Below are 24210 nucleotides of genomic sequence, written 5' to 3'. Positions count from 1 at the left end.
GGGTCACCGGGCCGGCGGATCCGCACCGACCCGGATTGCCTCGACAGTGGGCTGGACGGGGTCAGTGAACGGGCAGTGCCGGGCGCGCGAGGGCTGCCGCGCCGACCAGGCCGGCGCCGGTGCCCAGGGCGGCGGGGAGGACAGCGGTTCTGGCCGCGAAGGGCAGGGTGGCGTAGTCGGCCAGGTGGCGGCGCAACGGCTGGAGGAGGAGGTCGCCGGAGGCGGCGACGCCGCCGCCGATGATCGCGGCTTCGATCTCCACCAGGGTGGCGACGGCGGCGATCCCGGCGGCGAGGGCCTGGGCGGCCCGGTCGTAGGCGTGCAGGGCGAGCGGGTCGCCCGAACAAGCGGCGGCCGCGACCGCTGCGGCGGAGGTGTCGCCATCGGGGGCCCGCCAACCGTTCTCGGCTGCGGTCCGGGCGATGGCGGTTCCGCTGGCGAGCCCCTCGACGCAGCCGCGTGAGCCACAGGGACAGGGACGGCCGGCATAGTCGACGCTGATGTGACCGAGGTGGCCGGCGTTCCCGGTGGGCCCGGTGTGGAGTCTCCCGTCGATGATCAGGCCCGCGCCGATTCCGGTGGAGACCACCAGGCACAGGGCGTTGCGGTACGGGCGTGCGGCGCCGCGCCAGTGCTCCGCCGCGGCCATCGCCACCGCGTCGCCTCCGAGTACCACGGGCAGGCTGTCGACGGCATGGTGGCGGGCGACCGCAGTCCGTAGTGGAAACGCCCGCCAGGCGGGAATGTTGACCGGGCTGACGGTGCCCTCCGTGATGTCCACCGGGCCGGCGCTGCCGATTCCGACAGCCTGCACGCTTCCCCACAGCGGGTGCCGGGCGAGGCCGTCCAGCACGTGTTCCACCGCAGCCAGCACCGTGCGGGCGTCCTCCCGGGGGGTGGGCTGCCGGACCTGGTGGAGGAGGGTCCCGTCCGCGTCGACCAGACCTCCCGCGATCTTCGTTCCGCCGATGTCCAGTGCCGCCAGAAGGGGGCGCGCGGGGGTGGGGCGGCCGTCGACCGCGAGGGCCGTTTCGTAACTCATCGTGACGTCTCCGCTGATAGGGCCGGGGAGTGCCGACCTGGTTCGGGCATGTCGCCCCCTGGCGGTCCCGGTGATTCTCGCTGCGCTGGACAACGTTGTCCATGGAGTCGGCAGGCCGAGGCCCTTTCGTCATCAAGTTAGGCAAAGGTTTAGTAAATCGGGCGGAGATCGTAAAAAAACGCCTGTATTTCAATGTTGATCGGTCTATGGACATGGCCGCGATATGACGTCTACGTTAAGCAGCCAACGACCGGGAGGCCGCTTCCCGGCGTTCATGACGATCAGCGCGAAGGATGAGCGAAGATGCGCAGAGGGTGGATGGCCGGCACGGCCGCTTCCATGATTTTGCTCACTGCCTGTAGCAGTGGCGGCGGCGGGACCTCGTCCTCCGCGGCGACCGTCAACTCCGATCCGGCCAAGGTGTCGGGTTCCATCACGGTCCTGACCAACCGGACCGACCAGCTGAACAAGGGGGTCCTCGCCGGGTATGCCGCCGAGTTCAACAAGACCTACCCGAACGTCAAGGTCAAGTTCGAGGGCATGACCGACTACGAGGGCGAAGTCAAGATCCGCATGAACACCGAGAACTACGGTGACGTGCTGCCGATCCCGTCCGACCTCTCGATCACCCAACTCCCCAACTTCTTCGCCCCGTTGGGTGAGGCCGCAGACCTCTCGAAGCAGTACGACTGGATTGACTACGGCACCGTCGGCGGCAAGGTGTACGGCATCGCCAACTACGGCACCGTCACGGGCTTCGTCTACAACAAAGCGCTCTGGCAGCAGGCCGGTATCACCGAGTGGCCGAGAACCCCGCAGGAGTTCATCGAGGACCTGAAAGCCGTCAAGTCCAAGACCCAGGCGATCCCGTACTACACCAACTACCACGACGGCTGGCCGCTGAAGCAGTGGACCGACGCCATCGGCTCGCCGAGCTGCAACGAGAGCGCCAAGGACTCGATGGCCTCCACCGCGGCCCCGTGGACCAGCGGCAACGACATCCACACGATCGACAGCCTGCTGTACTCCGTCGTCCACGAGAAGCTCACCGAGCCCGACCCCACCACCACCAACTGGGAGAACTCCAAGACGCTTCTGGGCACCGGACAGGCGGCCACCATGTACCTCGGCTCCTGGTCCATCGCCCAGATGCAGGACGCCGCGAAGGCCGCCGGGAAGAACCCCGACGACATCGGCTACATGCCGTTCCCTTCGGCGACCGCGGACGGCAAACTCTGCACGGTCCTCCAGCCGGACTACAAGTACGGCATCAACAAGCACTCCAAGAACCAGGAGGCGGCCCGGGCCTGGCTGGACTGGTTCATCAACAAGTCCGGCAGCGCTCAGGCCGAACAGGGCATCTCCTCGGTCAAGGGCTCCCCGATGCCGACCGCGCTCAAGCCCTTCGCCGACAAGGGCGTCACCATGATCGGCCAGAAGCAGGAGAAGTCCGCGGCCGTCAAGAAGATCGACAAGGCCGCTGAGATCGACCTCGACGCCCCCGACTACCGGCAGAAGCTCGTCGACTTCGCCCGCGGCGCCGGCGCCGGAGACCAGGACGGCTACTTCGCGGACCTGAACAAGAAGTGGTCCGAGGCGCAGAAGACCCTCGCGGGCTGACGGCCCCGAAGGACTGCGGTGCGGCCGGGGCGCACGGCCCTGACCTCCCGGCCGCACCGCACCCAGCGCCCCCGGTGCCCCGGCTGCTCGGCGGCGCAAGGAAGCAACAGCCCCGCCACCCGGACGGGCGGTGGGAGGGGAGGCGGGCTTCGGGCGTCCGGCTCAACGAAGGACAGGAAGATGACTGCACTGCAGAAGGACCGGAGCGCGGGCATGACGCCGCCCTCCGGCGACCGGGCCGCAACGGCCGCGCCGGTCCGGCGCCGAAGGGCCGGCCGCACCCACCGGTGGTTCACACCCTGGCTCTACCTGCTGGTCCCACTGGCGCTGCTGGTGACCTTCACGTACCTGCCGATCCTCGACATGCTCGGCTACAGCGTCACCGACTGGGACGGCATCAGCCCCGAGCGGAACAACGTCGGGGCGGACAACTACACGGCGCTGTTCACGCGTCCGGAACTGTTCAAGGTCTTCCTGGTCAGCGGCGTGTACCTGCTGGCCTCCTTCGTGCAGATCGCGCTCGCGCTCTACTTCGCCACCGTGCTCAGCTTCGACACCCGCTTCAGGAACTTCTTCAAGGGCATCCTGTTCTTCCCGTACCTGATCAACGGCGTCGCGATCGGCTTCGTGTTCCTCTACTTCTTCCAGCCCGGCGGCACGCTGGACACCGTGCTGCGCCTGCTGGGCGTCGGCGGACAGCACCTGTGGCTGGGGGATCCGGACCTCGTCAACAAGTCACTGGCGGGGGTGTCGGTCTGGCGCTACATGGGCCTGAACATGGTGCTGTTCCTCGGCGCGATCCAGTCCATCCCGCCCCACCTCTACGAGGCCGCGGCACTCGACGGTGCGAGCCGGTGGCAGCAGTTCCGCCACATCATCGCCCCCAGCATCAAACCGATCATCAGCCTCAGCGCGATCCTCGCGGTCTCCGGCTCACTGGCCGTGTTCGAGATCCCGTACGTCATGACCGGCGGCTCCAACGGCAGCGAGACCTTCGTCATCCAGACCGTCAAGCTCGCTTTCAAGTTCGACAAGGTCGGCCTCGCCTCCGCCTGCGCCGTCGTGCTGCTGGCCCTGATCCTGCTCGTCACCTGGATCCAGCGCCGCCTGGTGCCGGAGGAGAGGGTTGAACTGTCGTGACCATTCCCGCCACCCGGGCCGCCCGCCGGGCCGCCCCGACCCCCCGGGTGCTCGCCGCCACGGTCGGCAAGTACACCTCCCTGGGACTCGCCAGTGCGCTCGTGCTGATACCGCTCACCGTGGTGCTGTTCACCTCGCTCAAGAGCAGCAACGAGGCGCTGACCACAGGCCCGCTCGCCCCGCCGGGCGACTGGCTCAACCTCCACAACTACGCGACCGCCTTCCAGCAGGGCAAGATGCTGCAGGGCTTCGTCAACACCACGATCATCCTCGTGGTCTCCACCGCCGGCACCGTGCTGATCGGCTCGATGACCGCCTACGCGATCGACCGCTTCGAGTTCCGGCTCAAGAAGCTCGTGATGGCTCTCTTCCTGGTCGCCACGCTCGTCCCGAGCGTGACCACCCAGGTCGCCACCTTCCAGATCGTCAACGACCTCGGGGCGTTCAACACCCGCTGGGCACCGATCATGCTCTACCTGGGCACCGACATCGTGTCGATCTACGTCTTCCTCCAGTTCATCCGCTCCATCCCGGTCTCACTCGACGAGGCGGCCAGGCTCGACGGCGCCAACTCGTTCACCGTCTACCGGCGGATCATCCTGCCGATGCTCAGGCCAGCCATCGCCACCGTGGTGATCATCAAGGGCATCGCGGTCTACAACGACTTCTACATCCCCTTCCTGTACATGCCCTCGGCCGACCTGGGCACCATCTCCACCTCGCTGTTCCGCTTCAAAGGGCCGTTCGGCGCGCACTGGGAGACCATCTCGGCCGGAACCGTCCTGGTCATCCTGCCGACCCTGATCGTCTTCCTCGCCCTGCAGCGCTTCATCTACAGCGGCTTCGCGGCGGGCTCCACGAAGTGATCCGTCCCCCCGGTACCGCACCTGCGCCGCGTCACCGCCGAGCCGATGAGCGGAGGCGCAGGTGAGCGCGCGCACCACCATCCGGGACGTCGCCGAGCGCGCCGGGGTCTCGCCGGGGGCGGTGTCGCTCGCGCTCAACGACCGTCCAGGGGTGTCGGAACGCACCCGTGAGCGGATCCGCGCGGCCGCGACCGAACTCGGCTGGGTGCTCGGCCAGGCCGCCCGCAGCCTGGCCAGCGGCGGTCGGGGAGGCGCCGTCGGCCTGGTGCTCGCCCGCCCGGCCCGCCAACTCGGCCTGGAGCCCTTCTACATGGAGTTCGTCTCCGGCATCCAGAGCGTGCTGGAGGAGCGGTCGGCCACGCTGCTGCTGCGGCTGGTACGCGACCGTGACCAGGAGACCGCCGTCCATCACACCTGGTGGCGCGAAGGGCGGGTCCGCGGGTCCCTCCTGGTCGACCTGATCGAGAACGATCCTCGAATCCCCGCCCTGGCCCGGACCGGCATGCCCGTCGTCGCGGCCGGCCACCCCGGGCTCACCGGCGGCTCGACGGCCTCCGTCTGGACGGACGACGCCGCCGCCGTCGAGGAGGTCGTCCGCTACCTCGCGCTGCTCGGCCACCGCCGGATCGCCCGGGTCGGCGGCGACCCACGGCTGGGGCACTCCGCGATGCGGGCGCGCGCACTCGAACAGGTCGCAGCCGAACTCGGCCTGGACGAACCCCGAAGCCTGCCCACCGACTTCTCCGGCCAGGCCGGCGCCAGGGCCACCCGCGAACTGCTCGCCTCCGGAACCCGGAGGCCGACCGCGATCCTCTACGACAACGACATCATGGCTGTCGCCGGACTCGCCGTCGCCGCCGAGTTCGCACTGACCGTCCCGGGCGAGCTGAGCCTGGTCGCCTGGGACGACTCCCAGCTGTGCCGGCTCACCCACCCCACGCTCTCCGCCATGAGCCACGACGTCCACAGCTACGGCGCCCAGGTCACCCGCTGCCTCTTCGCCCTGCTCGACCGCCGCGCCGATACATCAGGCCCCGCCCCGACCCCCGTCCTCGTACCTCGCGGCACCACCGCGCCCCCCGGCACGCCCTGACCACGTGCCGCTCCAGACCCCGGTCCGCCCCCCGACTCCTCCTGAGGGTGAGGAAAACCGGTGGGCGGACCGGACCGCCTCAGACCGGAGCCCGCCATGACCCCGCCGCACCGCCCCGCCCCTCTGCTTCCAGCCGTGGGCCCGCTCCCCGCAGCCGACCTGCTCACCAACCGGATCAGGCCCTACGCGTGGGGCTCCGCCACCGCCATCGCCCGACTCACCGGCCGCCGCCCGACCGGCGAACCCGAGGCCGAGCTCTGGATGGGCGCCCACCCCGACGCGCCGTCCACCGTCGACCGCGGCAACGGCCCCGAACCCCTCGACCAGATCATCGCCCGCGACCCGCACAACGAACTCGGCCGACGAGTCGCGGAGCGCTACGGTGCCCGACTGCCGTTCCTGGTCAAGGTGCTCGCCGCCGAGCACGCCCTGTCGGTCCAGGTGCACCCCGACGCCACCCAGGCAGAGGCCGGCTACGCCGCCGAGGAGGCCGCCGGCATCCCGCGGGACGCGGCCCACCGCATCTACCGCGACCGCCACCACAAGCCGGAACTGCTCTGCGCACTCGACGACTTCGACGCCCTCTGCGGCTTCCGCGACCCGGCCGCCACCGCCGCGCTGATGGCCGCCTTGGACGCCCCGGCCCTCGCGCCGTGGATCGCGACCCTGCGCGGTGCCGACCCCGCTACGGCCCTGCGCACCGTCCTGACCGAGGCACTCGACGCCGACCGGGCCCGGGGCGAGGAGGCCGCCGCAGAACTCGCTCCCGCGCTGGAACGCGCCGCCGAGGCCCCGGGCCCGCACGCCGCCACCTACGCCGCGTACGCCGCGGCCGCCCGGGACTACCCCGGCGATCCGGGACTGGCCGCCGCACTGCTGCTCAACCACGTGCGACTGCGGCCCGGACAGGCGCTCTTCCTCGACGCCCGCGTTCCGCACGCCTACCTGCGCGGGACCGGCGTGGAGATCATGGCCAACTCCGACAACGTGCTGCGCTGCGGCCTGACCCCCAAGCACGTGGACGTGGGAGCCCTCGCCACCGTCGTCGACTTCCGACCCGGCCCACCGGCCCTGGTCCACCCGGCCGGCGGCGACGAGGGCGAACTCCACTACCCGACACCGGCTGCCGAGTTCGCGCTGTCCCGGCTCGACCTCCTCGGCCGCGCCGCTCTCTCCGCCGACGGCCCGCAGATGCTGCTCTGCACCGAGGGCACCGCCGAACTCCACCGGCCGCCGGGCCGACCGCTCACCTTGCGTCGGGGAGACAGCGCCTTCCTCCCGGCCGCCGGCGCTCCGGCGGAGTTGCGCGGGACCGCCACGCTCTACCGGGCCCGCGTTCCCGAGCACACCGCCGTCTGACCGCACCACTCCCACCCGTCGGCGCCGCCAGGCGCCCACTCCGGAGGTCCCTTCCCGTGAACGCACTCTCTGGCAGAACCGATCCCGCCCCCACCCGCCGTTCGCTGCTCCGAGCGGCCTCCGCCGCCCTGGCGGCGGCCGCCGTGCCGGCCCTGGCCACGCCGGCCGCCGCCGAGCCCGCGCCGCTCACCGGCCGAGGCCGTCGCACCGCGGGCTTCGTCACCGCCCGCGGCGGTGAACTCCGCCTGGGGGGAAACCCGTTCCGTTTCGGTGGCACCAACTGCTACTACCTGCACCAGCAGTCCCACTACACGGCCGACGCGGTTCTCGACGACGCCGCCGCGATGGGCCTGGCCGTGGTCCGGGCCTGGGCGTTCGCCGACGGCTCCGGACACTCGTACCACCCGCTCCAGCCCAAGCCCCACAGCTACGACGATGAGGCCTTCGACTCCCTCGACTACGCCGTCCACAAGGCCGGGCAGCTCGGGATCCGCCTCGTCCTGCCGCTGGTCAACAACTGGCCGGACTACGGGGGCATGCAGCAGTACGTCAGCTGGTTCCTCGGCCTGCCCGACGACTCGTACGGCGACGGCGTCAACCACGACCGCTTCTACACCGACCCGGAGATCAGGGCCTGCTACCGAGCCTGGGCCAAGCATCTCGTCCAGCACCGCAACCGCTACACCGGCCTGCGCTACTGCGACGACCCCACCATCATGGCCTTCGAACTCGCCAACGAACCGCGGTGCCGCAGCGACAAGAGCGGTGCCACCCTGCTTGCCTGGGCCGCCGAGATGAGCGCCTACGTCAAGTCGCTCGCCCCCCGCCAGCTGCTCGCCGTCGGCGACGAGGGCTTCTTCGGACAGCCCGGACACACCGACTACCCTTACTCGGACTACGAGGGCGTCCGGTGGAACGGACTGGTGGCCCTCCCCGCCGTCGACTACGGCACCGTCCACGTCTACCCGCAGAACTGGGGCGAGACCAGGGCCGGCAAGCCCGGCACCGACGCCACCTCCTGGGGCACACGCTGGATCGAGGACCACCTCGCCGCCGGCCGATCACTCGGGAAGCCCGTGGTGATCGAGGAGTTCGGGCTCCAGATCGACGCGGCACGGGACATCCCCGACACCGCCGCCCGCGACGCCGCCTACACCGCCTGGACCGACGCCGTCCGCACCGGCGGCGGTGCGGGCGACCAGTTCTGGCTGCTCACCTCCCGGGTCGACGACGGTTCCTTCTACCCGGACTACGACGGCCACCGCATCATGTGGGACAACGACCCCGCCAACCCGACCCGCACCACCGCCCGGCTGTTCGCCGCCCACGCCAGGGCGATGGCCGCCGGCTGACCGGCCCCCACACCGCCGCCGCCCCGCCGTCCACCGACCCGACGGGGCGGTGGCCTACCGTCCGAGGACCGCATGCCATCCGACCTGCCGCGCAACGCCATCGTGCTCTTCCAAGGCGACAGCATCACCGACGCCGGACGCGATCACGACGACCCCGCCTGCCTGGGCAACGGCTACGCGGCGTACGCCGCGGCCGCCCTGAACGCCGCACACCCCGGTGCGACCGTTCTCAACCGGGGCGTAGCGGGCGACCGCGTCGTCGACCTGCGCGACCGCTGGGAGCGCGACACCCTGGCCCACCGGCCCGACCTGCTCTCCGTGATGATCGGCGTCAACGACACCTGGCGCCGGTACGACTCCGAGCTCGCCTCACCGCCCGACCGCTGGGAGGACGCGTACCGGCGTCTGCTCGCCCGGGTCCGCGAACGCTGCGACGCCCGGATCCTGCTCATCGAACCGTTCCTGGTCCCCGCAACCCCCGAGCAGTGGGCCTGGCGCGAGGACCTCGACCCGCGCATCCATGCCGTCCGCAGGCTCGCCACCGAGTTCGAGGCGCTCCTGCTGGCCGCCGACGGCCTGCTCAACCAGGCCGCCCGCACCGCGGGCGCACCGGATCGGATCGCCGCCGACGGCGTCCACCCCACCCCGTACGGGCACCGGCTGCTCGGCGCGGCCTGGTCCGACCTGGTCCTCGGACCTGCCGACGCTTCCGCCGTATGCTGCCGGGCATGAGCAGGGGACACGGCACCAGGCCAGCCAGGCCCACGATGAACGACGTCGCCGCGGACGCCGGGGTCGGCCTGAAGACCGTGTCCCGGGTGGTGAACGGAGAGAGCGGCGTCGCCTCCGCGACGGCCGAGCGGGTGCGGGCCGCCATCGACCGGCTGGGGTTCCGCCGCAACGACAGTGCCCGCCTGCTGCGGACCGGCCGGACCGCCAGCATCGCCCTGCTCCTGGAGGACATCGGCGACCCGTTCTCCTCCGCCCTCTCCCGTGCGGTGGAGGGGGTGGCCGCAGAGCACGGCTGCCTCCTGTTCACCGGCTCCAGCGCGGAGGACCAGCGCCGGGAACGCGACCTCGCGCTCGCCTTCTGCGCCCGCCGGGTGGACGGCCTGATCGTGGTGCCGACCGGGGACGACCACCGCTACCTGCTTCCGGAATCCGCCGCCGGGACCCCTGTGGTCTTCCTCGACCGCCCGGCGGCGGCCATCGAGGCGGACGCCGTGCTCAGCGACAACGCGGGCGGCGCCCGGACCGGGGTTGCCCACCTGATCCGCCACGGCCACCGGCGGATCGGCTTCATCGGGGACCTGGCCCGCCTCCACACGAGTGCCGAGCGGCTGCGCGGCTACCGGACGGCCATGGCCGACGCCGCCCTGCCGGTGGACGAGCGGTGGATCGACACCGGACCCACCGATCCGGCCAGGGTCACCGCCGCCGTCGACCGGCTGACCGCGGGCCCGGAACCCGTCACGGCCCTGTTCACCGCCAACAACCGGATCACCCTGGCCGTGCTCCACCAGCTCCCACCGGACCGGCCCCGCCCCGCCCTGGTCGGATTCGACGACCTGGAACTGGCCGATCTGCTCACGCCGGGTCTCACGGTCGTCGCCCAGGACCCGGCCGCGCTCGGTGCCGCGGCCGCCCGTACGCTCTTCGAGCGCCTGGCCGGGGACACCGGCGCGGCCCGCCGGATCGAGATCCCCACCCGCCTGATCCCTCGCGGCTCGGGGGAGATCGGCCCCCGCGCCGGCTGACCACCTCGCCCCTCGCCCTTCCCCGCCGCCCGCGGTCCCGCACGGGTCACCTCACCTGACAGGATGGAGCCGGGCAGCGCCTCGTCGCGCATCCACTGGGCCGAGGGAAGGAACGCACATGGAAAGCCGGGTGACGATCCGGGACGTCGCCGCCCGTGCCGGGGTGTCGGCGGGCGCCGTCTCGCTCGCTCTCAACGACCGACCCGGAGTCTCCGCCGACACCCGCAAGAGGATCGTCGAGGCCGCCCGCGAACTGGGCTGGGCGCCCAACCTCGCGGCCCGCTCCCTCGCCCAGGGCGACCGGGTCCACACCATCGGCATGGCGCTCACCCGCGACGCCGCCGGCACCGTTCTGGACGCGGTGCACATGGCGTTGATCGGCGGGATCGAGAGCGTGCTCACCGAGCGGCCCTGCTCGCTGCTGCTGCACATCGCCCCCGACCTCGACGCCGAGATCGCGCTGTACAAGCAGTGGTGGCAGTCCGGCAAGGTGAACGGCTCGGTCCTGGTCGGAGTGACCAGCGACGACCCTCGTATCGAACCCGTCCACCGGCTCGGCATGCCCGTCGTCGCCGTTGCGCCTCCGCAGCTCAGCGGCCCCTTCCCGGCAGTGTGGCACGACGACGCGATGGCCATGGCGGAGGCCGTGCGCTACCTGTCGATCCTCGGCCACCGCCGGATCGCGCACATCAGCGGGCCGGTGACGCTGGGCCAGTCGATCGTCCGCGCGGAGGCGTTCGCGTCCACCGCCGCCGAACTGCGGCTGGAGGACGCCAGAAGCGTGCACACCGCCCTGTCCGCACACGAGGGCGCCACGGCGACCCGCTCACTGCTGGCCGACGCCGACCGGCCGACCGCCATCGTGTACGACAACGACCTCATGGCCGTGGCGGGCCTCGCGGTGGCGGGCGAGCTCGGCCTGCGTGTGCCCGAGGACCTGTCGCTGGTCGCCTGGGACGACTCGGACCTGTGCCGGATCACCCGGCCGGCGCTCTCGGCGCTCAGTTACGACCCCTTCGCGTTCGGCGCCGAGGTCGCCCGCTGCCTGCTGGAGCTTCTGGACGACGGCCGGGCCCGCTCGCGGGTCTCCGACGCTCCGGTGCTGGTACCGCGCGGGACCACCGGCCCACCGGCCCGCACCTGAACGTTCAGGCCGACGGCGGTGCGGTGCTCCCGCGCGGGGTGAGCCGGGGAGCCCGGTCCTCGAAGCCTTCGACGCGCCCGCCGGCGATCAGGGCGAGCAGAGTGCGGGCCGCGTTCGCGCCGTAGGCGTGGATGTCGCGGGTCAGCGCGGTGAGCGGAGGCCGGACCACCTGGACCAGAGGGGAGTCGTCCCAGGCGACGATCGACAGGTCGCGCGGCACCTGGAGCCCCATCTCCTGGGCCACCGACAGTCCGGCGACGGCGGTGATGTCGTTGTCGTAGAGGATCGCCGTCGGCCGGGTGGGTGAGAGCAGCAGACGCCGAGTGGCCCGGGCCCCGGATTCGCCCGTGTAGTCGGTGTGCGCCGTGGGCGCGGGGTCCAGACCGAGTTCGGAACTGGCGGTGGCGAAGGCCCGGTCCCTGATCGAGGTGTGCACCAGGCCCTCCAGGCCGGCCACCCGACCGATGCGCCGGTGGCCCTGGGCGGCCAGGTATTCCACGGTCTCCCGCACTGCGGCGGCGTCGTCCGACCAGACGGGGGTCAGCGAGCCCGACCCGGACGGGTGGCCGATCACCACGGTCGGCAGGCCCAGTGCCTCCAGCGCGGGCACCCGGGCGTCGTTCTCGTGAAGGTCGACCAGGATGGCGCCGTCGATGTGCCGCTCGCTCCACCAGCGCCGGTAGGCCTCCAGGCCGCGTTCGTGGTCCGTGACGACCTGGAGCGCCAACGAGTAGGAGGCGTCGGACAGGACGTTCTCGATGCCGCCGATCAGTTCCATGAAGAACGGCTCGGTGCCCAGCATCCGCGCGGGGCGGGCGAGCGCCAGTCCAACCGCCGCCGCCGTCGCCCCGCTGAGAGCCCGGGCCGCGCTGTTGCGCACGAACCCGATCTCTTCGGCCACGGCCTCGATCCGGGCCCGGGTGGCCTCGGAGACACCGGGCCGACCGTTGAGCGCGTTGGAGACCGACACCTTGGACACACCGACGATCTTCGCGATGTCGGTGATGGTCGGCCGCCGAGCGGCGGGACTCTTCTGCTGGGACATGCCCTCAAGCTACTACGCGCCCACCCGACGACAGCGGCCGGTCGGCAAGCTCATCGCAACAAACGGTTAATCACTTATTGACGGGCAACTATCGGCAGCCATACGGTCCACCTGCATTAAGCGGTTAACCAGAGCCGCGGGCGGACTCTGCCGCCGGTTTCCCCCGTGCCTCGGCCGACACTCCGAGCCGGGGCCGCACCGCCCCCGATGCGTCCCCGGTGAAGTCACCGGGCGCCGGGGTCTTCCCTCACCACCCACCCGTCCGGGACGAAAGGGACGCGCGTGCATCACCAACCACACTCCCTCGCCGGAAGCCGCCTCTGGCCGCTGGCGCTCCTCCTCGCGGCCGTTCTCGCCGCAGCAGGCCTCGCAGTGAGCCGGGGAACCGCCTCCGCGGCCGACACCGCGAGCGCCTTCGCCGGCCGCTGCGGCATCCACTTCTGCCTGAACGGCAAGCCGTACTACTTCGCAGGCGCGGACTCCTACGACCTCTTCACCTTCGGCTCGGGGTCCGGCGACACCGAGACGCAGTTCATGGACAAGGCGCGCATCGACGCCCACTTCGCCAATCTGCAGGCGGACAAGGCGACCGTGGTCCGGCTGTGGATGTTCAGCCACGAGAACTGGCACGGCTTCGAGAAGGCGAAGGGCGTCTACGACGAGCAGGAGTTCGCCCAGTTCGACTACGTCATCGAATCTGCCAGGGCCCACGGCCTGAAGCTGATCCCGGTGTTCGAGAACTACTGGGAGGCCTACGGCGGAATCGACACCCGCCTGCAGTGGGAGGGACTGTCCGGCGGCCAGCCCGGCCGGGCGGCGTTCTTCGACAGAAGGCGGTGCCCCGGCTGCTTCACCTCGTACAAGGACTACGTGGGCCACGTGCTCAACCGCACCAACCACTACAGCGGCGTCAGGTACAAGGACGACCCGACCATCTTCGCCTGGGACCTCATGAACGAGCCCCGCTACCAGGGGCAGGGCGCCGCCGAGGACACCAGCGGCGCCACCCTGCGAGCCTGGGTCGACGAGATGGGGGCCTTCGTCAAGGGCATCGACGGCAAGCACCTGCTCGGCGTCGGCATCGAGGGCCACGGGACCGCGTACGGGTTCGGCGGTGACGAGGGCAATCCGTTCGTGGCCGTGCAGCAGTCGCCGTACATCGACTACACCTCGGCCCACCCGTACCCGACCGAACCCTGGGCGAACCTAACGATCGACCAGACCAGGACGCTCATCCGGGCCTGGATCGCCGACTCGCACGACGTGATCGGCAAGCCCTTCTTCATGGGCGAGTTCAACGTCCAGAACGTCGACCGCTCCGCGTGGTGGAAGGCCCTCTACACGGACTTCGAGTCGGCCGACGGTGACGGCAGCGCCTTCTGGTGGTACGAGGACCACGACGTCGACGGTACGTTCGGCGTTCGGGCGGGCGCGCCGGAACTGGCCGTGTTCCGCGACCACTCCGACCGCATGGCGGCCAAGAGCGGGCTTGTCACCCCGACCAGCTCCGTGTCGCCCTCCCCGGGCGGCGGCCCCTCCGGTTCTCCGAGCCCGACCCCGGCGGGCGCCTGTGCCGTCCACTACGGCCTGTCCGACTGGGGATCCTCCTTCAACGGCGACGTGACCATCAGGAACACGGGCTCCACTCCGGTCGACGGCTGGCGGCTGGTGTTCGCCTTCCCCGGTGGGCAGACCGTCACCGCCATGTGGAACGCCCGCGGAAACCAGAACGGCAAGCGGGTCACCGCCAGCAATCCGCCCGACTACAACACGACCATCGCACCCGGCGGCACGGTCGCGTTCGGCTTCACCGGCACGTCGACGCCCGGCACCAACGGTGTACCGACCGCCTTCGCGCTGAACGGATCGGCCTGCACGACCTACTGACCCATCCCTCCCCCGGGCGGGCGCCGCCGGCCCGGGGGAGGCAGCGAACCAGGAGAGCAGCAGTCATGAACCGTTTCCCCCAGGCGCTCGGCGCCACCCTCACCACCCTCGCCGCCACTGCGGCCTTCGCCCAGCCCGCGTCCGCTGACAGCGCGCTCAACGGGTACCCGTACTGCGCCAACGGCAGCGCCAGCGATCCGGACGGCGACGGCTGGGGATGGGAGAACAACCAGTCCTGTGTCGTCCGCGGCTCGCGGGCCGACACCGGTGACGGCGGCACCGCCTGCCCCTCGGGCATGCCGTGCGGCTCCTACCTCGTCAGCGGTCTCGGTGGCCGCAAGAGCCAGGTGCGGGCCGTTGGTGCCACCTCGCTCGACCTGGCGATCGCCATGCTGGAGAGCGACCGGATGACCGCCGACTACCCGTACGGCGACAACAAGTCAGGGGACGCAGCCAACTTCGGTATCTTCAAGCAGAACTGGCTGATGCTCAGGGCCTCGTGCGGGCCGTTCTCCGGCCAGTCGGCGGCCCAGTACACCAACGGCGCCGCGCTCAACTCCGTTCTGGGCCAGGATGTTTCCTGCCTGCACCAGAGCCAGGGCCACTACGGCCTGGACACCTGGTTCGCCGGACACCGCAACGGAGCCTCCGGTCTGAGTAACCCCGACACCGCCGACATCTCCCGCTACAAGGCCGCGGTCTACTGGATCAAGGCCCGGCTGGATTCGAACTCCGCCAACCTCGGCAACGACGTCCGGTTCTGGGTGCAGGTGCCGGCCATCTGAGCCGCCCATGTCCGGAGCCGGCACACCGACTGTTCCCGCCCTCGCGCCGGCTCCGTGGTGGCGGGACGGCCGCACTGGTCCAGCCCCCGGCAGCCGCGTCGACCGCGGGTGGTGAACCGATTTAGGTAGAAGCTAATCCTTCATCTCTTCAATGCCTGATAGAAGCCAATATAGTCAACCTAACCGGTTAATAGACAGAGGTTGTCGCGGGGGCTACGGTTACTGGCGCCACCGACAGGCCACCGGACAGGAGCCGCACCATGAAGGACGTCACTCAGCTCGACCAGGGCTGGGCCCTGCAGTACGGAGGCGAGCAAGTGCCCGCGTCGGTCCCGGGCTGCGTTCACACCGATCTGTTGAACGCCGGTCTTATCCCGGACCCGTTCCTCGCCGCCAACGAGAACGAGGTCGCCTGGGTCGGCCGCCGCGACTGGACCTACACCACCCGCATGGCGGCGGTCAGCGCCCACGAGCGCACGGACGTGGTGTTCGCCGGCCTGGACACCGCCGCCCGGATCACCCTCGGGGCGACGGAACTCGGCCGCACCCGCAACATGCACCGGAGCTACCGCTTCGACGTCACCGGCCTGGCGGGCGAGCTGGCCGTCCACTTCACCAGCGCCTACCAGGAGGCCGCCGAGACCCGGGCGCTCACCGGTGCGCGCCCCAACGTCTACCCCGAGCCCTTCCAGTACATCCGCAAGATGGCCAGCAGCTTCGGCTGGGACTGGGGCCCCACCCTGCCCACCGCCGGAATCTGGCGCCCCGCCCGGCTGGAGCACTGGTCAACCGCCCGCATCGCCCAGGTTCGGCCCCTGGTGACGGTCGCCGACGGCAACGGCCGCGTCGAACTGCACCTCGCCGTCGAGCGCACCGCCACCGGTACGGGCCGTCCGCTCACGGTCCGGGCCACGGTGGCGGGCACGACCGCCGAAGCCGTCCTCGACGGCGACGCCGCCGTGATCGTACTGGAGGTCCCCGGCCCCGCACTCTGGTGGCCGCGCGGCCGGGGCGAGCAGCCGCTGTACGACCTCGACGTCACCCTCTCCGACGACACCGAACCCCTGGACACCTGGCACCGCCGGATCGGCTTCCGCACCGTCGAACTCGACCGCTCCGCCGACGAGGACGGCACCGGCTTCACCCTCGTCGTCAACGGCGAGCGCCTCTTCGTCCGCGGCGTCAACTGGATACCCGACGACACCCTGGTCAGCCGCGTCACCCCGTCCCGCTACCGGGAGCGCCTCACCCGCGCCGCCGAGGCCAACATCGACCTCGTCCGGGTGTGGGGCGGCGGCATCTACGAGGACCACGCCTTCTACGACGCCTGCGACGAACTCGGCCTGATGGTCTGGCAGGACTTCCTCTTCGCCTGCGCCGCCTACCCCGAGGAGCAGCCGCTGCGCGGCGAGGTCGAGGCCGAGGCCAGGGAGAACGTCGTCCGCCTGATGCCGCACCCGTCGCTGGTGCTGTGGAACGGCAACAACGAGAACCTGTGGGGCTTCCGCGACTGGGACTGGGAGCCGGAACTCGTCGGCGACTCCTGGGGCGAGGGCTACTACCTCGGCCTGCTGCCCCGGATCGTCGCCGAACTCGACCCCGCCCGTCCGTACACGGCCGGCAGCCCCTGGTCCGGGAGCTGGGACCACCATCCCAACGATCCCGACCACGGCACCCATCACTCCTGGGAGGTCTGGAACCGCCGGGACTACAGCGAGTACCGCGAGAACGTCCCCCGGTTCGTCGCCGAGTTCGGCTGGCAGGCCCCGCCCGCCCTGACCACCCTCCGCCGCGCCCTGCCTGGGGAGGTCCTGGCACCCGACTCGCCCGGCATGCTCCACCACCAGAAGGCCGACGACGGCAACGGCAAGCTCGACCGCGGCCTCGCCCGCCACTTCGAACTCCCGACGGACTTCGACCGGTGGCACTACCTCACCCAGGTCGTCCAGGCCCGTGCCATCGCCACCGGCATCGAACACTGGCGCTCCCACTGGCCCCGCTGCGCGGGCACGATCGTGTGGCAGCTCAACGACTGCTGGCCGGTGTCCTCCTGGGCCGCCATCGACGGGGACGGCCGCCTCAAGCCCCTCTACCACGAGCTGCGACGACTGTACGCCGACCGTCTGCTCACCCTCCAGCCGCCCGGCGTCACCGGTGCGCCCGAAGCTGCCCTCGTCAACCAGGCCGGACAGATCTGGGAGACGGTCCTGCGGCTGCGCCGGCTCGCCGCGGACGGCACCGTCGCGGCTCAGACCGAGCTTCCGGTGCGGGCGGACGCCCGTTCGGTGACCCGGCTGGTGGTGCCGGCGGAGCTCCTGCCGGCCGATGGCTCGACGACCGAGCTGCTGGTGGCCGACGCGGACGGGCAGCGGGCCGTCCACCTCGCCGTCGCGGACCGCCACTTCGCCTACCCGAAGCCCGAGTTCGATGTCACCGTCACAGCGGCCGAGGACATCGACGGCGCAGTCGAGGTCACCGTCACCGCCGGCACTCTGGTCCGTGACCTCCTGCTCCAGCCCGACCGGCTCGGCCCCTCGGCGGCGGCCGACCGTGGCCTTGCCACCCTGCTGCCCGGCGAGCAGTTGCGTATCCGAGTCACCGGGTGCGGCGACATCAGCGTCGATGACGTTCGGGCAGCGCTGTTCTGCGTCGAACCGGCCTGACCGGTCGGCCCCGACCAGTCGCCGGTGGGCCTGCCTCAGCCGGGTAGGCCCACCGGGCGCCAAACACGACATCGCGGCGTCGGGCCGTCAGTCGAGCCCATCCGCCCAGCTGACACCGGCGGAACAGACCCGGGCACCCGGTGACGGTCAGCGTTCAACTGCCCTTCACCTGGAGCACCGAGGGGCGCCCGCGATCTTTCCCCCGTCCCTGCGAAGATCCGGTCGCCACCACCGGCCGACAGAACCCAGCAGACCCGAAGGACGACATGAATCGTCACGCCACTGTTTCCGCCGTCGTCGCCATCGCCCTGAGCGCCAGCGTGCTGTCCGCCGCGGGTACCGCGTCAGCTCGCGACTGGACCGATGCACATTACGCCCGTCAGGAGCTCTACGGCACGAAGGCCCCCTACGCCCCGCAGGAGAAGCCCAACCGCTACCGGAAGCCGCCGAAGGGCTTCACCCCGATGTTCACCGAGAACGTCGCCCGCCACGGATCCCGGGCCATGACGAACAGCGACGACGGTGACGCCGTGCTCGCCGTCCTGCGTTCGGCCCAGCAGCAGAACGCCCTCACCGACCTCGGTGCGGACCTCGGTCCGCAGGTCCGATCGCTCCTGGACGCCGCGTCCACCCTCGGCTACGGCAACCTCTCCGGCCGCGGGGCCGACGAGCACCGCCGGACCGCACTGCGCATGGAACAGCGACTCCCGTCGCTGTTCCACACCATCGCGGCCCGGCACGAGCCGATCGTGGTGGAGACCTCGGGCGTCCCGCGTGCGGTCGCGAGCGCCAACGCGTTCACGGGCGGGCTCACCTCCGGCGATCCCGCGCTGGCGGGTCTGATCAAGGCCCCGGTCACCGACAAGGACCTGCTGTACTTCCACAAGCAGCCTCAGAACGCCGACTACCAGGCCTACGTGAAGAGTGATCCGGACCTGGCCGCCACCCTCGCGCGGATCCAGAACGACCCGCGAACCGCCGAAGCCGCGCGGCACGTCGCGGTGCGCCTGTTCCGGGACGACTTCGTCGCGGCGATGCCCGCCGAGGAGCAGGTGTCCTTCGCCCGGTCGCTGTACCAGCTCTACAGCGCGGCGCCCGACCTGAGCGTCGAGGCGCCGGATGTCGACCTCGCCCGGTTCGTCACCCCGCGCGACGCCCAGTGGTTCGCCTACCTGGACGACGCCGAGGAGTTCTACCAGAAGGGCCCCGCCTTCCGCGGCCGCACGATCACGTACAAGATGGCCGGCGTCCTCCTCGACGACCTCCTCGCCCAGGCCGAGGGCAAAGCCGCAGGAACCAGCGACAAGGGTGCGGTGCTCCGGTTCACCCACGCCGAGGAGATCGAGCCGCTCGCCGCCCTCATGGGTCTGCCCGGAAGCACCGAGCCCGCCGATCCCGGGACGCCGTACTCCTACCGGAACAACCCGTGGCGCGGCGCCGACGTCTCGCCGATGGCCGCTAACATCCAGTGGGACCTGTTCGCGAACACGCCCGCGCCCGGACAGCCCGCCACGTACCTCGTCCGCATGCTCTACAACGAGAAGGAGACCGCCTTCAAGCCCTCCTGCAAGCCCGTCGCCCAGGACAGCCACTTCTACGACCTCAACGAACTCAAGCGCTGCCTGCAGCACAGTTGACCCCCGTCCGGGCCGTTCCACCGCGCCGCCGGAGCACGAGGTTCGAGGTGACCACCGACGCCGACTCTCCTTACGAGGTCTGGTGGAAGGTCCGTAACCACGGTCGGGTGTGTCTAGTGACTGGTGTATCTGATGTTGTGTGAGTTACCGGCGGCCGATGGAGAGTCGGCCGTCGAAGGCGATGCCGAGCGCCTGATGCGCCAGGCCGGCCTGCAGGGCGTCAGCCTGCGCTGGCCCCGCTCCTTCACCCGCCGCGACCCGGCAGCCGACCTCGCTCCGGACCTGGTCCAGCGCGACTTCACCGCCGCCGCGCCGAACCGACTGTGGGTGGCCGACATCTCGCTGATCCCGACCGGTGAGGGATCGTGGTGGCTGGCCACGATCCGCGACGCCTTCTCCCGCCGGATCGTGGGCTGGCACACCTCGGAGCGCGCGGACGCCGACCTGGTCCTCACCGCGCTGGAGTACGCCCTGCACGGCCGGCCCGTCGAGCCCGGCAAGCTGGTCCACCACAGCGATCACGGCTGCCAGTACGCCTTCATCAAGCTCACAACTCGCCTTCTGAAGGCGGAAATCGAGCCGAGCATGGGAACCGTCGGCGACTCCTACGACAATGCCCTGGCCGAGAACTTCTGGAGTGTGTTGAAGACCGAGTGCGTGCGCCGCACGACCTTCGCGGCGGTGGCACCGGGGGCGTTGCCGCGCGGGCTGACCGCGCCCTACGCGCCGAACGGCACGTTGAGGATCGCAACCCTCGTTGGGCGGCTTCACGGTGGGGGCGCGGCCTGGTGGCGGTCGCCCTTCGAGGCGACCAAGGATCGCAACTCAACAGCGGCGGCTCAGCGCTCGGGGTTGCCCTCGTCGCGGTCGCCCGTCGGGGTGACCGAGGATCGCAACACCCTGCGCAACTATTTGCCCGACAACACTGTGAACGTGGCGGTCGCCCTCTGAAGCGGCCGAGGATCGCAACACCTCCTTGCCGCCGGGGAGGGTCTCGACCTTGAGGTGGCGGTCGCTCTCCGGGGTGACCGAGGATCGCAACCCGAAGGACAGGTACAGGCCGATGCCGGCCAGGGCCGTGGCGGTCGCCCTTCGGGACGACCGAGGGTCGCAACTCGTGGCGCTTGCGCAGCGCCTGCACGAGCGCGGAGGTGGCGGTTGCCCTCCGGGGCGGCCGAGGATCGCAACCCCGGGTACGCGTCGCTGGTCCCGCTCAAGGAAAGTAGCGGTCTCCCTCCGGGGGCCGAGGATCGCAACCTGGACTGCGTTCCGAGTACGGCCGCGGACGTTCAGGGTGGCGGTCGCCGTCCGAGGCGGCCGAGGATCGCAACCACTCCATCTCGGCGAACTCGACGTACCGGTTGAACGTGGCGGTTGCCCTCCGGGGCGGCTGAGGATCGCAACCCCGCCGCCGACAAGTCCCGCGCCGTCGTCCGCTGGTGGCGGTCGCCCTCCGGGGCGGCCGAGGGCCGCAAGCCCACCTGGAGGGAGCCTCGCTGTCGCTCCGCTGACCGATGGCCGTCACCACCTGCTGGCCGGAGGGCGACCGAGCCTCTCCGGCCAGCAGGCCGCCACATTCTGTGATGGTGTGGCAGCGGACTGGTCTACCGGAGCTGCTCAATATCTGGTGGGCACCAGCTCGGCTACGCGGCCAGCGAGTTAGAGCCCGCTAGTCCGATCCTGTCGAGATGGGTGTTACCCAGCTCAGCGCGGTCGAGGGCCTTTGCCAGGGCCAGGACGGCGTCGTCGGCGGAGTCTTTGAGGAGGTGGCCGTAGAGGTCGACGGTGATGGCGAGGTTGGAGTGGCGCAGGGTCTTGGAGACGACGGCGAGGGGGATGCCGGCGGCGGTGTGGCGCAGGTCGTGCAGGCCGATCTTCGGCAGGTCGAGTTCGGCGGTGCGTTTGCGGAGTTGGTCGAGGACCCACTGGGGGCGTAGTGGCTCGCCGTCCGGGCGGGTGAAGACCAGGCCGTCGAGGCGGCCGTCGGGGTGGGTGTCCATCTGGAGGGCGGCCTGGCGGTGGAGGGCGGCCATGACGGGAGAGGCTGATCCAGGCGCGGCTGGCTTCGGTCTTGGGCTCGCCGAGGTGGATCTTCCCGTTGTTCACGGCGGTCAGGGTCCAGCGGACGTAGAGCTTGCGGTCCATGAGGTGCACGTCGGACCAGTGCAGGGCGAGGATCTCGCCTCGGCGCATGCCGGTGCCGAGCATGACCTCGAACAGGTCGGTGAGCCGGTCGGCGTGGTGCTCCGCGTTGTGGCGGAGGAACGCCGCCGCCTGGTCCGGGGTCCAGCAGGTGCGCGCTGCGGCGCGGGGCTTGGCGGGTACGGAGTGCTTGGCGGGGTTGTAGCGCAGCCGCCACGTGCGCACCGCGTGGTTCAGGGCGTTGCGCAGCATGGCCACCGCGTGGTGAACGGTGGTGCGCCCGCGGCCGGCAGTGAGCTGCGCGCTGACCCAGGCGTCGATGTGCTTGGGCCGCAGATCGAGCAGCAGCATGCCGCCGAACGCCGGGACCAGGTCACGCTCGATGCACGCGCGGTAGCCCGCCCAGGTGTTCGGGGCCAGCGCCGGCCGCTTCGACTCCAGCCACTCGTACAGGAACATGCCGACCCGCAGCGTCCGGTCCTCGTACACACCCCGGTACTCGGCATCCAGCACCCGCGCCATCTCCCGAGCAGCCTCCGCCCGGCTCGCGAACCCGCCCCGCCGCCGAGTCCGGCGCTTGCCGTCCTCCGGCGCCAGGTCCACCGCGTACGTCCACCGACCATGCGAAGTGTCGGCGGCCAACTGCGGGCACCACGAACCCAACTGCTTCCCGCTGGCGCCGTCCTTGCACCCGCACCTGCGGTACACCCTGCCACGCTTGGGACGCTGCGCCATAAGTTCCTCCTCGAACCGAGTGGTGGTCGTGTGTCCAGAGTTGTGGGAGTGGTGGGTGTGGCGGCAGAGCGTGCGGGGCGGGGCGTGGAGCACGGGCAAGATCGACTGGTCGGGACACGCGCTGGCGACACGCCGCGAGGGTGATCGCGGAGCATGTGCGGTGGGTAGGGCAGCTTGATCGCGCCGATTCTGCCCGAACGGGGTTGCTGCTCGGAGGAGTGGCCACAGGTCGGGAGAAGGCGTCTGTCGGTCGGCCGTGGGTTGTTGGGCTCGTATAACCCGGAGCAGGTGCGGTGCGAGGGCGCCGAGTCTCGGACCGGTCCCCGGAATACGCCACGGCCAACGCTGAGAATCTTGCGAGCCCGCAGGGAATGGGTGAGTCCGGGATTTTCGGTGGCTAGTTTATGGCTGGCGTTCGGCCCGGATCGGACTTATTTCTCACCCCAGTTCATGGTCCCTGTCTGGTGAGTTTCTCGGCGATCCTCGGGAATCGCTGGATCCTCGCTCGGAGTGGGGCTACCCTGGAGACATGAACGCCGCCCGGACCCCCCGTCAAGCCCCTGGCCTGGGGACCAGCTGGGGACCACATGTCATGCGTGCTGCCGCGCGACGTGCGCGAAACGTGCTCATCTGCACGCGCACGACGTGTACGTGGGCGCATTTTGAGGGTTAATAGGATATCCCTACTAAACTGGGGGGCAAGGGGTCGCAGGTTCAAATCCTGTCGTCCCGACTTGCTTAACTGCAGGTCGTAGGCCGTTTCCGCTTCTGGCGGGGGCGGCCTTTTTGATGTTCTGCCGGCTGATGGTCGCAGTGTGTCGCCGGGCGGCATCGGCCAGGCGGGGGGGCGGGTTCTATTCTTTGCGGTGTCTGATGGGCGGCCAGTCGGTGGTGGGGACGGGGGTTCTGGTGCCGTGGGCGTCGGCTGCGGCAGGCGGGCTCGCCCAGGACCGCGCGGTCGGCGGTGTCGAGGGTCCAGGAGGTGGCGTCGACCACGGCGCGGCGGCGAGGCGGGTGAGTCCGGTGTAGATGTTCGCGGTGGTGGTGGACAGGGCGCGATGGCGCAGGGTCTTGGAGGCGACGGGGAGTGGGGTGCCGGCGGCGGCCAGGGCGAAGCTGGCGGCGAGGTGGCGCGGCTGCCGGTCGGCCGCAACCAGATGCGCGGGGCCCCGCAGGCAGTCGCCGCGCTCCTGCTCGACGGAGCAGGCGAATACGGCGGGAACACCGCCTTCGCCCCAAGGCGGATGGCCCAGGCGGGTCCGTAGCGCGCCTGGTTGACCTGGGCGGCATGAGCGGGATCTTGCACGTATGGCGGCCTTGACGGCAGAGCGGGCACATTCTCCCCGGTGATCACAGATCGTCGCACCTCCGGCATCACCGATTCCTGCTACCCGCGTTGCCGCCGGATCTCCTCGCGCCACCTGTCCGCGGGAGCTCTCAATCGATCTCCTCGGCGGCCAGGAGGAGATCTGCCCGGAGCTTCTTGAAGTGCGGGTTGCGAAGGACTCCGGCGTCGTGGCCCTGGAGGTGGTCGATCATGTCGAGACCGGCAGCCGCCAGTGCCCTCCGGAATTGCCCGGGTGTCGCCCGGATGACTCCGTCCTCGAAGTCGCATGTCATTTCGACAATGCTTCCGGCCTTCGCCAGGAAGATATATCCTTCGCCCTCCGGGAAATAGTACTCGGACTTTCCAGACAGGCGGGCCTCCTCCAGGCAGAGCAGCATGACCCTGGTGAAGTCGAAAAGCGGGACGCCCGGCATCTCGAAGGTGATCCCGTCTCCGTGGATCTCGATGTCACCGAGTGGGCGGTGGTGCGTCAGTTCGGTCAGGCCGACCTGCTGGGCCGGGGACTTCGATTTCCGGAAAGGATTGCCTTTTGCGCTGATCTTCACCGACACGGTCATTGGCTGCTCTCCTGGGGTGGATTTTCGCATCGAGGGAT

18 protein-coding genes and 1 pseudogene are annotated in these 24210 nt (G+C 70.5%); 14 read left to right on the top strand and 5 right to left on the bottom strand.

Annotated elements, in window-relative coordinates:
* Positions 1-61: 61 nt before the first annotated feature.
* On the bottom strand, positions 62-1042 hold the full coding sequence (locus ACZ6Y7_RS32050) for an ROK family protein (RefSeq protein WP_465761437.1): 981 nt from the start codon (positions 1040-1042) through the stop codon (positions 62-64).
* A 303-nt stretch (positions 1043-1345) separates the two neighbouring features.
* Here ACZ6Y7_RS32050 and ACZ6Y7_RS32045 point away from each other — a divergent pair, with 303 nt between their 5' ends.
* The 9 genes from ACZ6Y7_RS32045 (at position 1346) to ACZ6Y7_RS32005 (ending at position 11373) form a co-directional block, all read left to right on the top strand.
* Positions 1346-2662, top strand: coding sequence for an ABC transporter substrate-binding protein (locus ACZ6Y7_RS32045; RefSeq protein ID WP_465761436.1), 1317 nt, complete (start codon positions 1346-1348; stop codon positions 2660-2662).
* 213 nt (positions 2663-2875) lie between these two features.
* Positions 2876-3802, top strand: coding sequence for a carbohydrate ABC transporter permease (locus ACZ6Y7_RS32040; protein ID WP_465761500.1), 927 nt, complete (start codon positions 2876-2878; stop codon positions 3800-3802).
* A complete protein-coding gene (locus ACZ6Y7_RS32035; RefSeq protein WP_465761435.1) occupies positions 3799-4668 on the top strand; it encodes a carbohydrate ABC transporter permease in 870 nt (289 codons plus the stop codon). The genes ACZ6Y7_RS32040 and ACZ6Y7_RS32035 overlap by 4 nt, the downstream gene beginning before the upstream one ends.
* Positions 4669-4729: 61 nt before the next feature.
* On the top strand, positions 4730-5761 hold the full coding sequence (locus ACZ6Y7_RS32030; RefSeq protein WP_465761434.1) for a LacI family DNA-binding transcriptional regulator: 1032 nt from the start codon (positions 4730-4732) through the stop codon (positions 5759-5761).
* A 135-nt stretch (positions 5762-5896) separates the two neighbouring features.
* On the top strand, positions 5897-7120 hold the full coding sequence (manA, locus tag ACZ6Y7_RS32025) for a mannose-6-phosphate isomerase, class I (RefSeq protein ID WP_465761433.1): 1224 nt from the start codon (positions 5897-5899) through the stop codon (positions 7118-7120).
* Positions 7121-7176: 56 nt separating this feature from the next.
* On the top strand, positions 7177-8472 hold the full coding sequence (locus tag ACZ6Y7_RS32020) for a glycoside hydrolase 5 family protein (protein WP_465761432.1): 1296 nt from the start codon (positions 7177-7179) through the stop codon (positions 8470-8472).
* A gap of 72 nt (positions 8473-8544) precedes the next feature.
* Positions 8545-9204, top strand: coding sequence for a GDSL-type esterase/lipase family protein (locus tag ACZ6Y7_RS32015; RefSeq protein ID WP_465761431.1), 660 nt, complete (start codon positions 8545-8547; stop codon positions 9202-9204).
* Complete coding sequence (locus ACZ6Y7_RS32010; RefSeq protein WP_465761430.1) at positions 9201-10229, top strand: LacI family DNA-binding transcriptional regulator; 1029 nt, start codon at positions 9201-9203, stop codon at positions 10227-10229. The genes ACZ6Y7_RS32015 and ACZ6Y7_RS32010 overlap by 4 nt, the downstream gene beginning before the upstream one ends.
* 118 nt (positions 10230-10347) lie before the next feature.
* Positions 10348-11373 (top strand): LacI family DNA-binding transcriptional regulator, encoded by a 1026-nt coding sequence (locus ACZ6Y7_RS32005; protein WP_465761429.1) that lies wholly within the window; start codon positions 10348-10350, stop codon positions 11371-11373.
* 4 nt (positions 11374-11377) lie between these two features.
* Here the strand turns inward: ACZ6Y7_RS32005 and ACZ6Y7_RS32000 are convergent, their stop codons facing one another.
* The gene (locus ACZ6Y7_RS32000) at positions 11378-12418 is read right to left on the bottom strand and encodes a LacI family DNA-binding transcriptional regulator (protein WP_465761428.1); all 1041 of its coding nucleotides are present in this window, start codon (positions 12416-12418) and stop codon (positions 11378-11380) included.
* A 282-nt stretch (positions 12419-12700) separates the two neighbouring features.
* Here ACZ6Y7_RS32000 and ACZ6Y7_RS31995 point away from each other — a divergent pair, with 282 nt between their 5' ends.
* The 5 genes from ACZ6Y7_RS31995 (at position 12701) to ACZ6Y7_RS31975 (ending at position 20341) form a co-directional block, all read left to right on the top strand.
* Positions 12701-14305, top strand: coding sequence for a cellulose binding domain-containing protein (locus ACZ6Y7_RS31995; RefSeq protein ID WP_465761427.1), 1605 nt, complete (start codon positions 12701-12703; stop codon positions 14303-14305).
* 65 nt (positions 14306-14370) lie between these two features.
* A complete protein-coding gene (locus tag ACZ6Y7_RS31990) occupies positions 14371-15090 on the top strand; it encodes a carbohydrate-binding domain-containing protein (RefSeq protein ID WP_465761426.1) in 720 nt (239 codons plus the stop codon).
* Between the two features lie 260 nt (positions 15091-15350).
* A complete protein-coding gene (locus ACZ6Y7_RS31985; protein WP_465761425.1) occupies positions 15351-17753 on the top strand; it encodes a glycoside hydrolase family 2 protein in 2403 nt (800 codons plus the stop codon).
* A gap of 266 nt (positions 17754-18019) precedes the next feature.
* Positions 18020-19390: a histidine-type phosphatase gene (locus ACZ6Y7_RS31980; protein WP_465761424.1), complete on the top strand. Its 1371-nt coding sequence runs from the start codon at positions 18020-18022 to the stop codon at positions 19388-19390.
* Positions 19391-19522: 132 nt separating this feature from the next.
* Positions 19523-20341: an IS3 family transposase gene (locus ACZ6Y7_RS31975; protein ID WP_465761499.1), complete on the top strand. Its 819-nt coding sequence runs from the start codon at positions 19523-19525 to the stop codon at positions 20339-20341.
* Between the two features lie 692 nt (positions 20342-21033).
* Here ACZ6Y7_RS31975 and ACZ6Y7_RS31970 read toward each other — a convergent pair.
* The 3 genes and pseudogenes from ACZ6Y7_RS31970 to ACZ6Y7_RS31960 all read right to left on the bottom strand — a co-directional run bounded on the left by ACZ6Y7_RS31970 (position 21034) and on the right by ACZ6Y7_RS31960 (position 24172).
* Complete coding sequence (locus ACZ6Y7_RS31970) at positions 21034-21423, bottom strand: hypothetical protein (RefSeq protein ID WP_465761506.1); 390 nt, start codon at positions 21421-21423, stop codon at positions 21034-21036.
* A 22-nt stretch (positions 21424-21445) separates the two neighbouring features.
* Positions 21446-22267 (bottom strand): annotated as a pseudogene (locus ACZ6Y7_RS31965) (site-specific integrase); the annotation flags it as partial.
* A 1437-nt stretch (positions 22268-23704) separates the two neighbouring features.
* The gene (locus ACZ6Y7_RS31960; protein ID WP_465761423.1) at positions 23705-24172 is read right to left on the bottom strand and encodes a hypothetical protein; all 468 of its coding nucleotides are present in this window, start codon (positions 24170-24172) and stop codon (positions 23705-23707) included.
* Positions 24173-24210 lie beyond the last annotated feature (38 nt).

The organism is Kitasatospora sp. NPDC053308 (assembly GCF_055585785.1).
The sequence above is the reverse complement of the archived record's forward strand: the minus strand, read 5'-3'. Positions and strand labels throughout refer to the sequence as shown.

Excerpts from the sequence above, each read along its gene's own strand:
- ACZ6Y7_RS31975 (WP_465761499.1), top strand. The coding sequence starts at position 19,523 with ATGTTGTGTGAGTTACCGGCGGCCGATGGAGAGTCGGCCGTCGAAGGC.
- ACZ6Y7_RS32000 (WP_465761428.1), bottom strand. The coding sequence starts at position 12,418 with ATGTCCCAGCAGAAGAGTCCCGCCGCTCGGCGGCCGACCATCACCGAC.
- ACZ6Y7_RS32010 (WP_465761430.1), top strand. The coding sequence starts at position 9,201 with ATGAGCAGGGGACACGGCACCAGGCCAGCCAGGCCCACGATGAACGAC.
- ACZ6Y7_RS31990 (WP_465761426.1), top strand. The coding sequence starts at position 14,371 with ATGAACCGTTTCCCCCAGGCGCTCGGCGCCACCCTCACCACCCTCGCC.
- ACZ6Y7_RS32005 (WP_465761429.1), top strand. The coding sequence starts at position 10,348 with ATGGAAAGCCGGGTGACGATCCGGGACGTCGCCGCCCGTGCCGGGGTG.
- ACZ6Y7_RS31980 (WP_465761424.1), top strand. The coding sequence starts at position 18,020 with ATGAATCGTCACGCCACTGTTTCCGCCGTCGTCGCCATCGCCCTGAGC.
- ACZ6Y7_RS31985 (WP_465761425.1), top strand. The coding sequence starts at position 15,351 with ATGAAGGACGTCACTCAGCTCGACCAGGGCTGGGCCCTGCAGTACGGA.
- ACZ6Y7_RS31970 (WP_465761506.1), bottom strand. The coding sequence starts at position 21,423 with ATGGCCGCCCTCCACCGCCAGGCCGCCCTCCAGATGGACACCCACCCC.
- ACZ6Y7_RS31960 (WP_465761423.1), bottom strand. The coding sequence starts at position 24,172 with ATGACCGTGTCGGTGAAGATCAGCGCAAAAGGCAATCCTTTCCGGAAA.
- ACZ6Y7_RS32045 (WP_465761436.1), top strand. The coding sequence starts at position 1,346 with ATGCGCAGAGGGTGGATGGCCGGCACGGCCGCTTCCATGATTTTGCTC.
- ACZ6Y7_RS32015 (WP_465761431.1), top strand. The coding sequence starts at position 8,545 with ATGCCATCCGACCTGCCGCGCAACGCCATCGTGCTCTTCCAAGGCGAC.
- ACZ6Y7_RS32050 (WP_465761437.1), bottom strand. The coding sequence starts at position 1,042 with ATGAGTTACGAAACGGCCCTCGCGGTCGACGGCCGCCCCACCCCCGCG.
- ACZ6Y7_RS32040 (WP_465761500.1), top strand. The coding sequence starts at position 2,876 with ATGACGCCGCCCTCCGGCGACCGGGCCGCAACGGCCGCGCCGGTCCGG.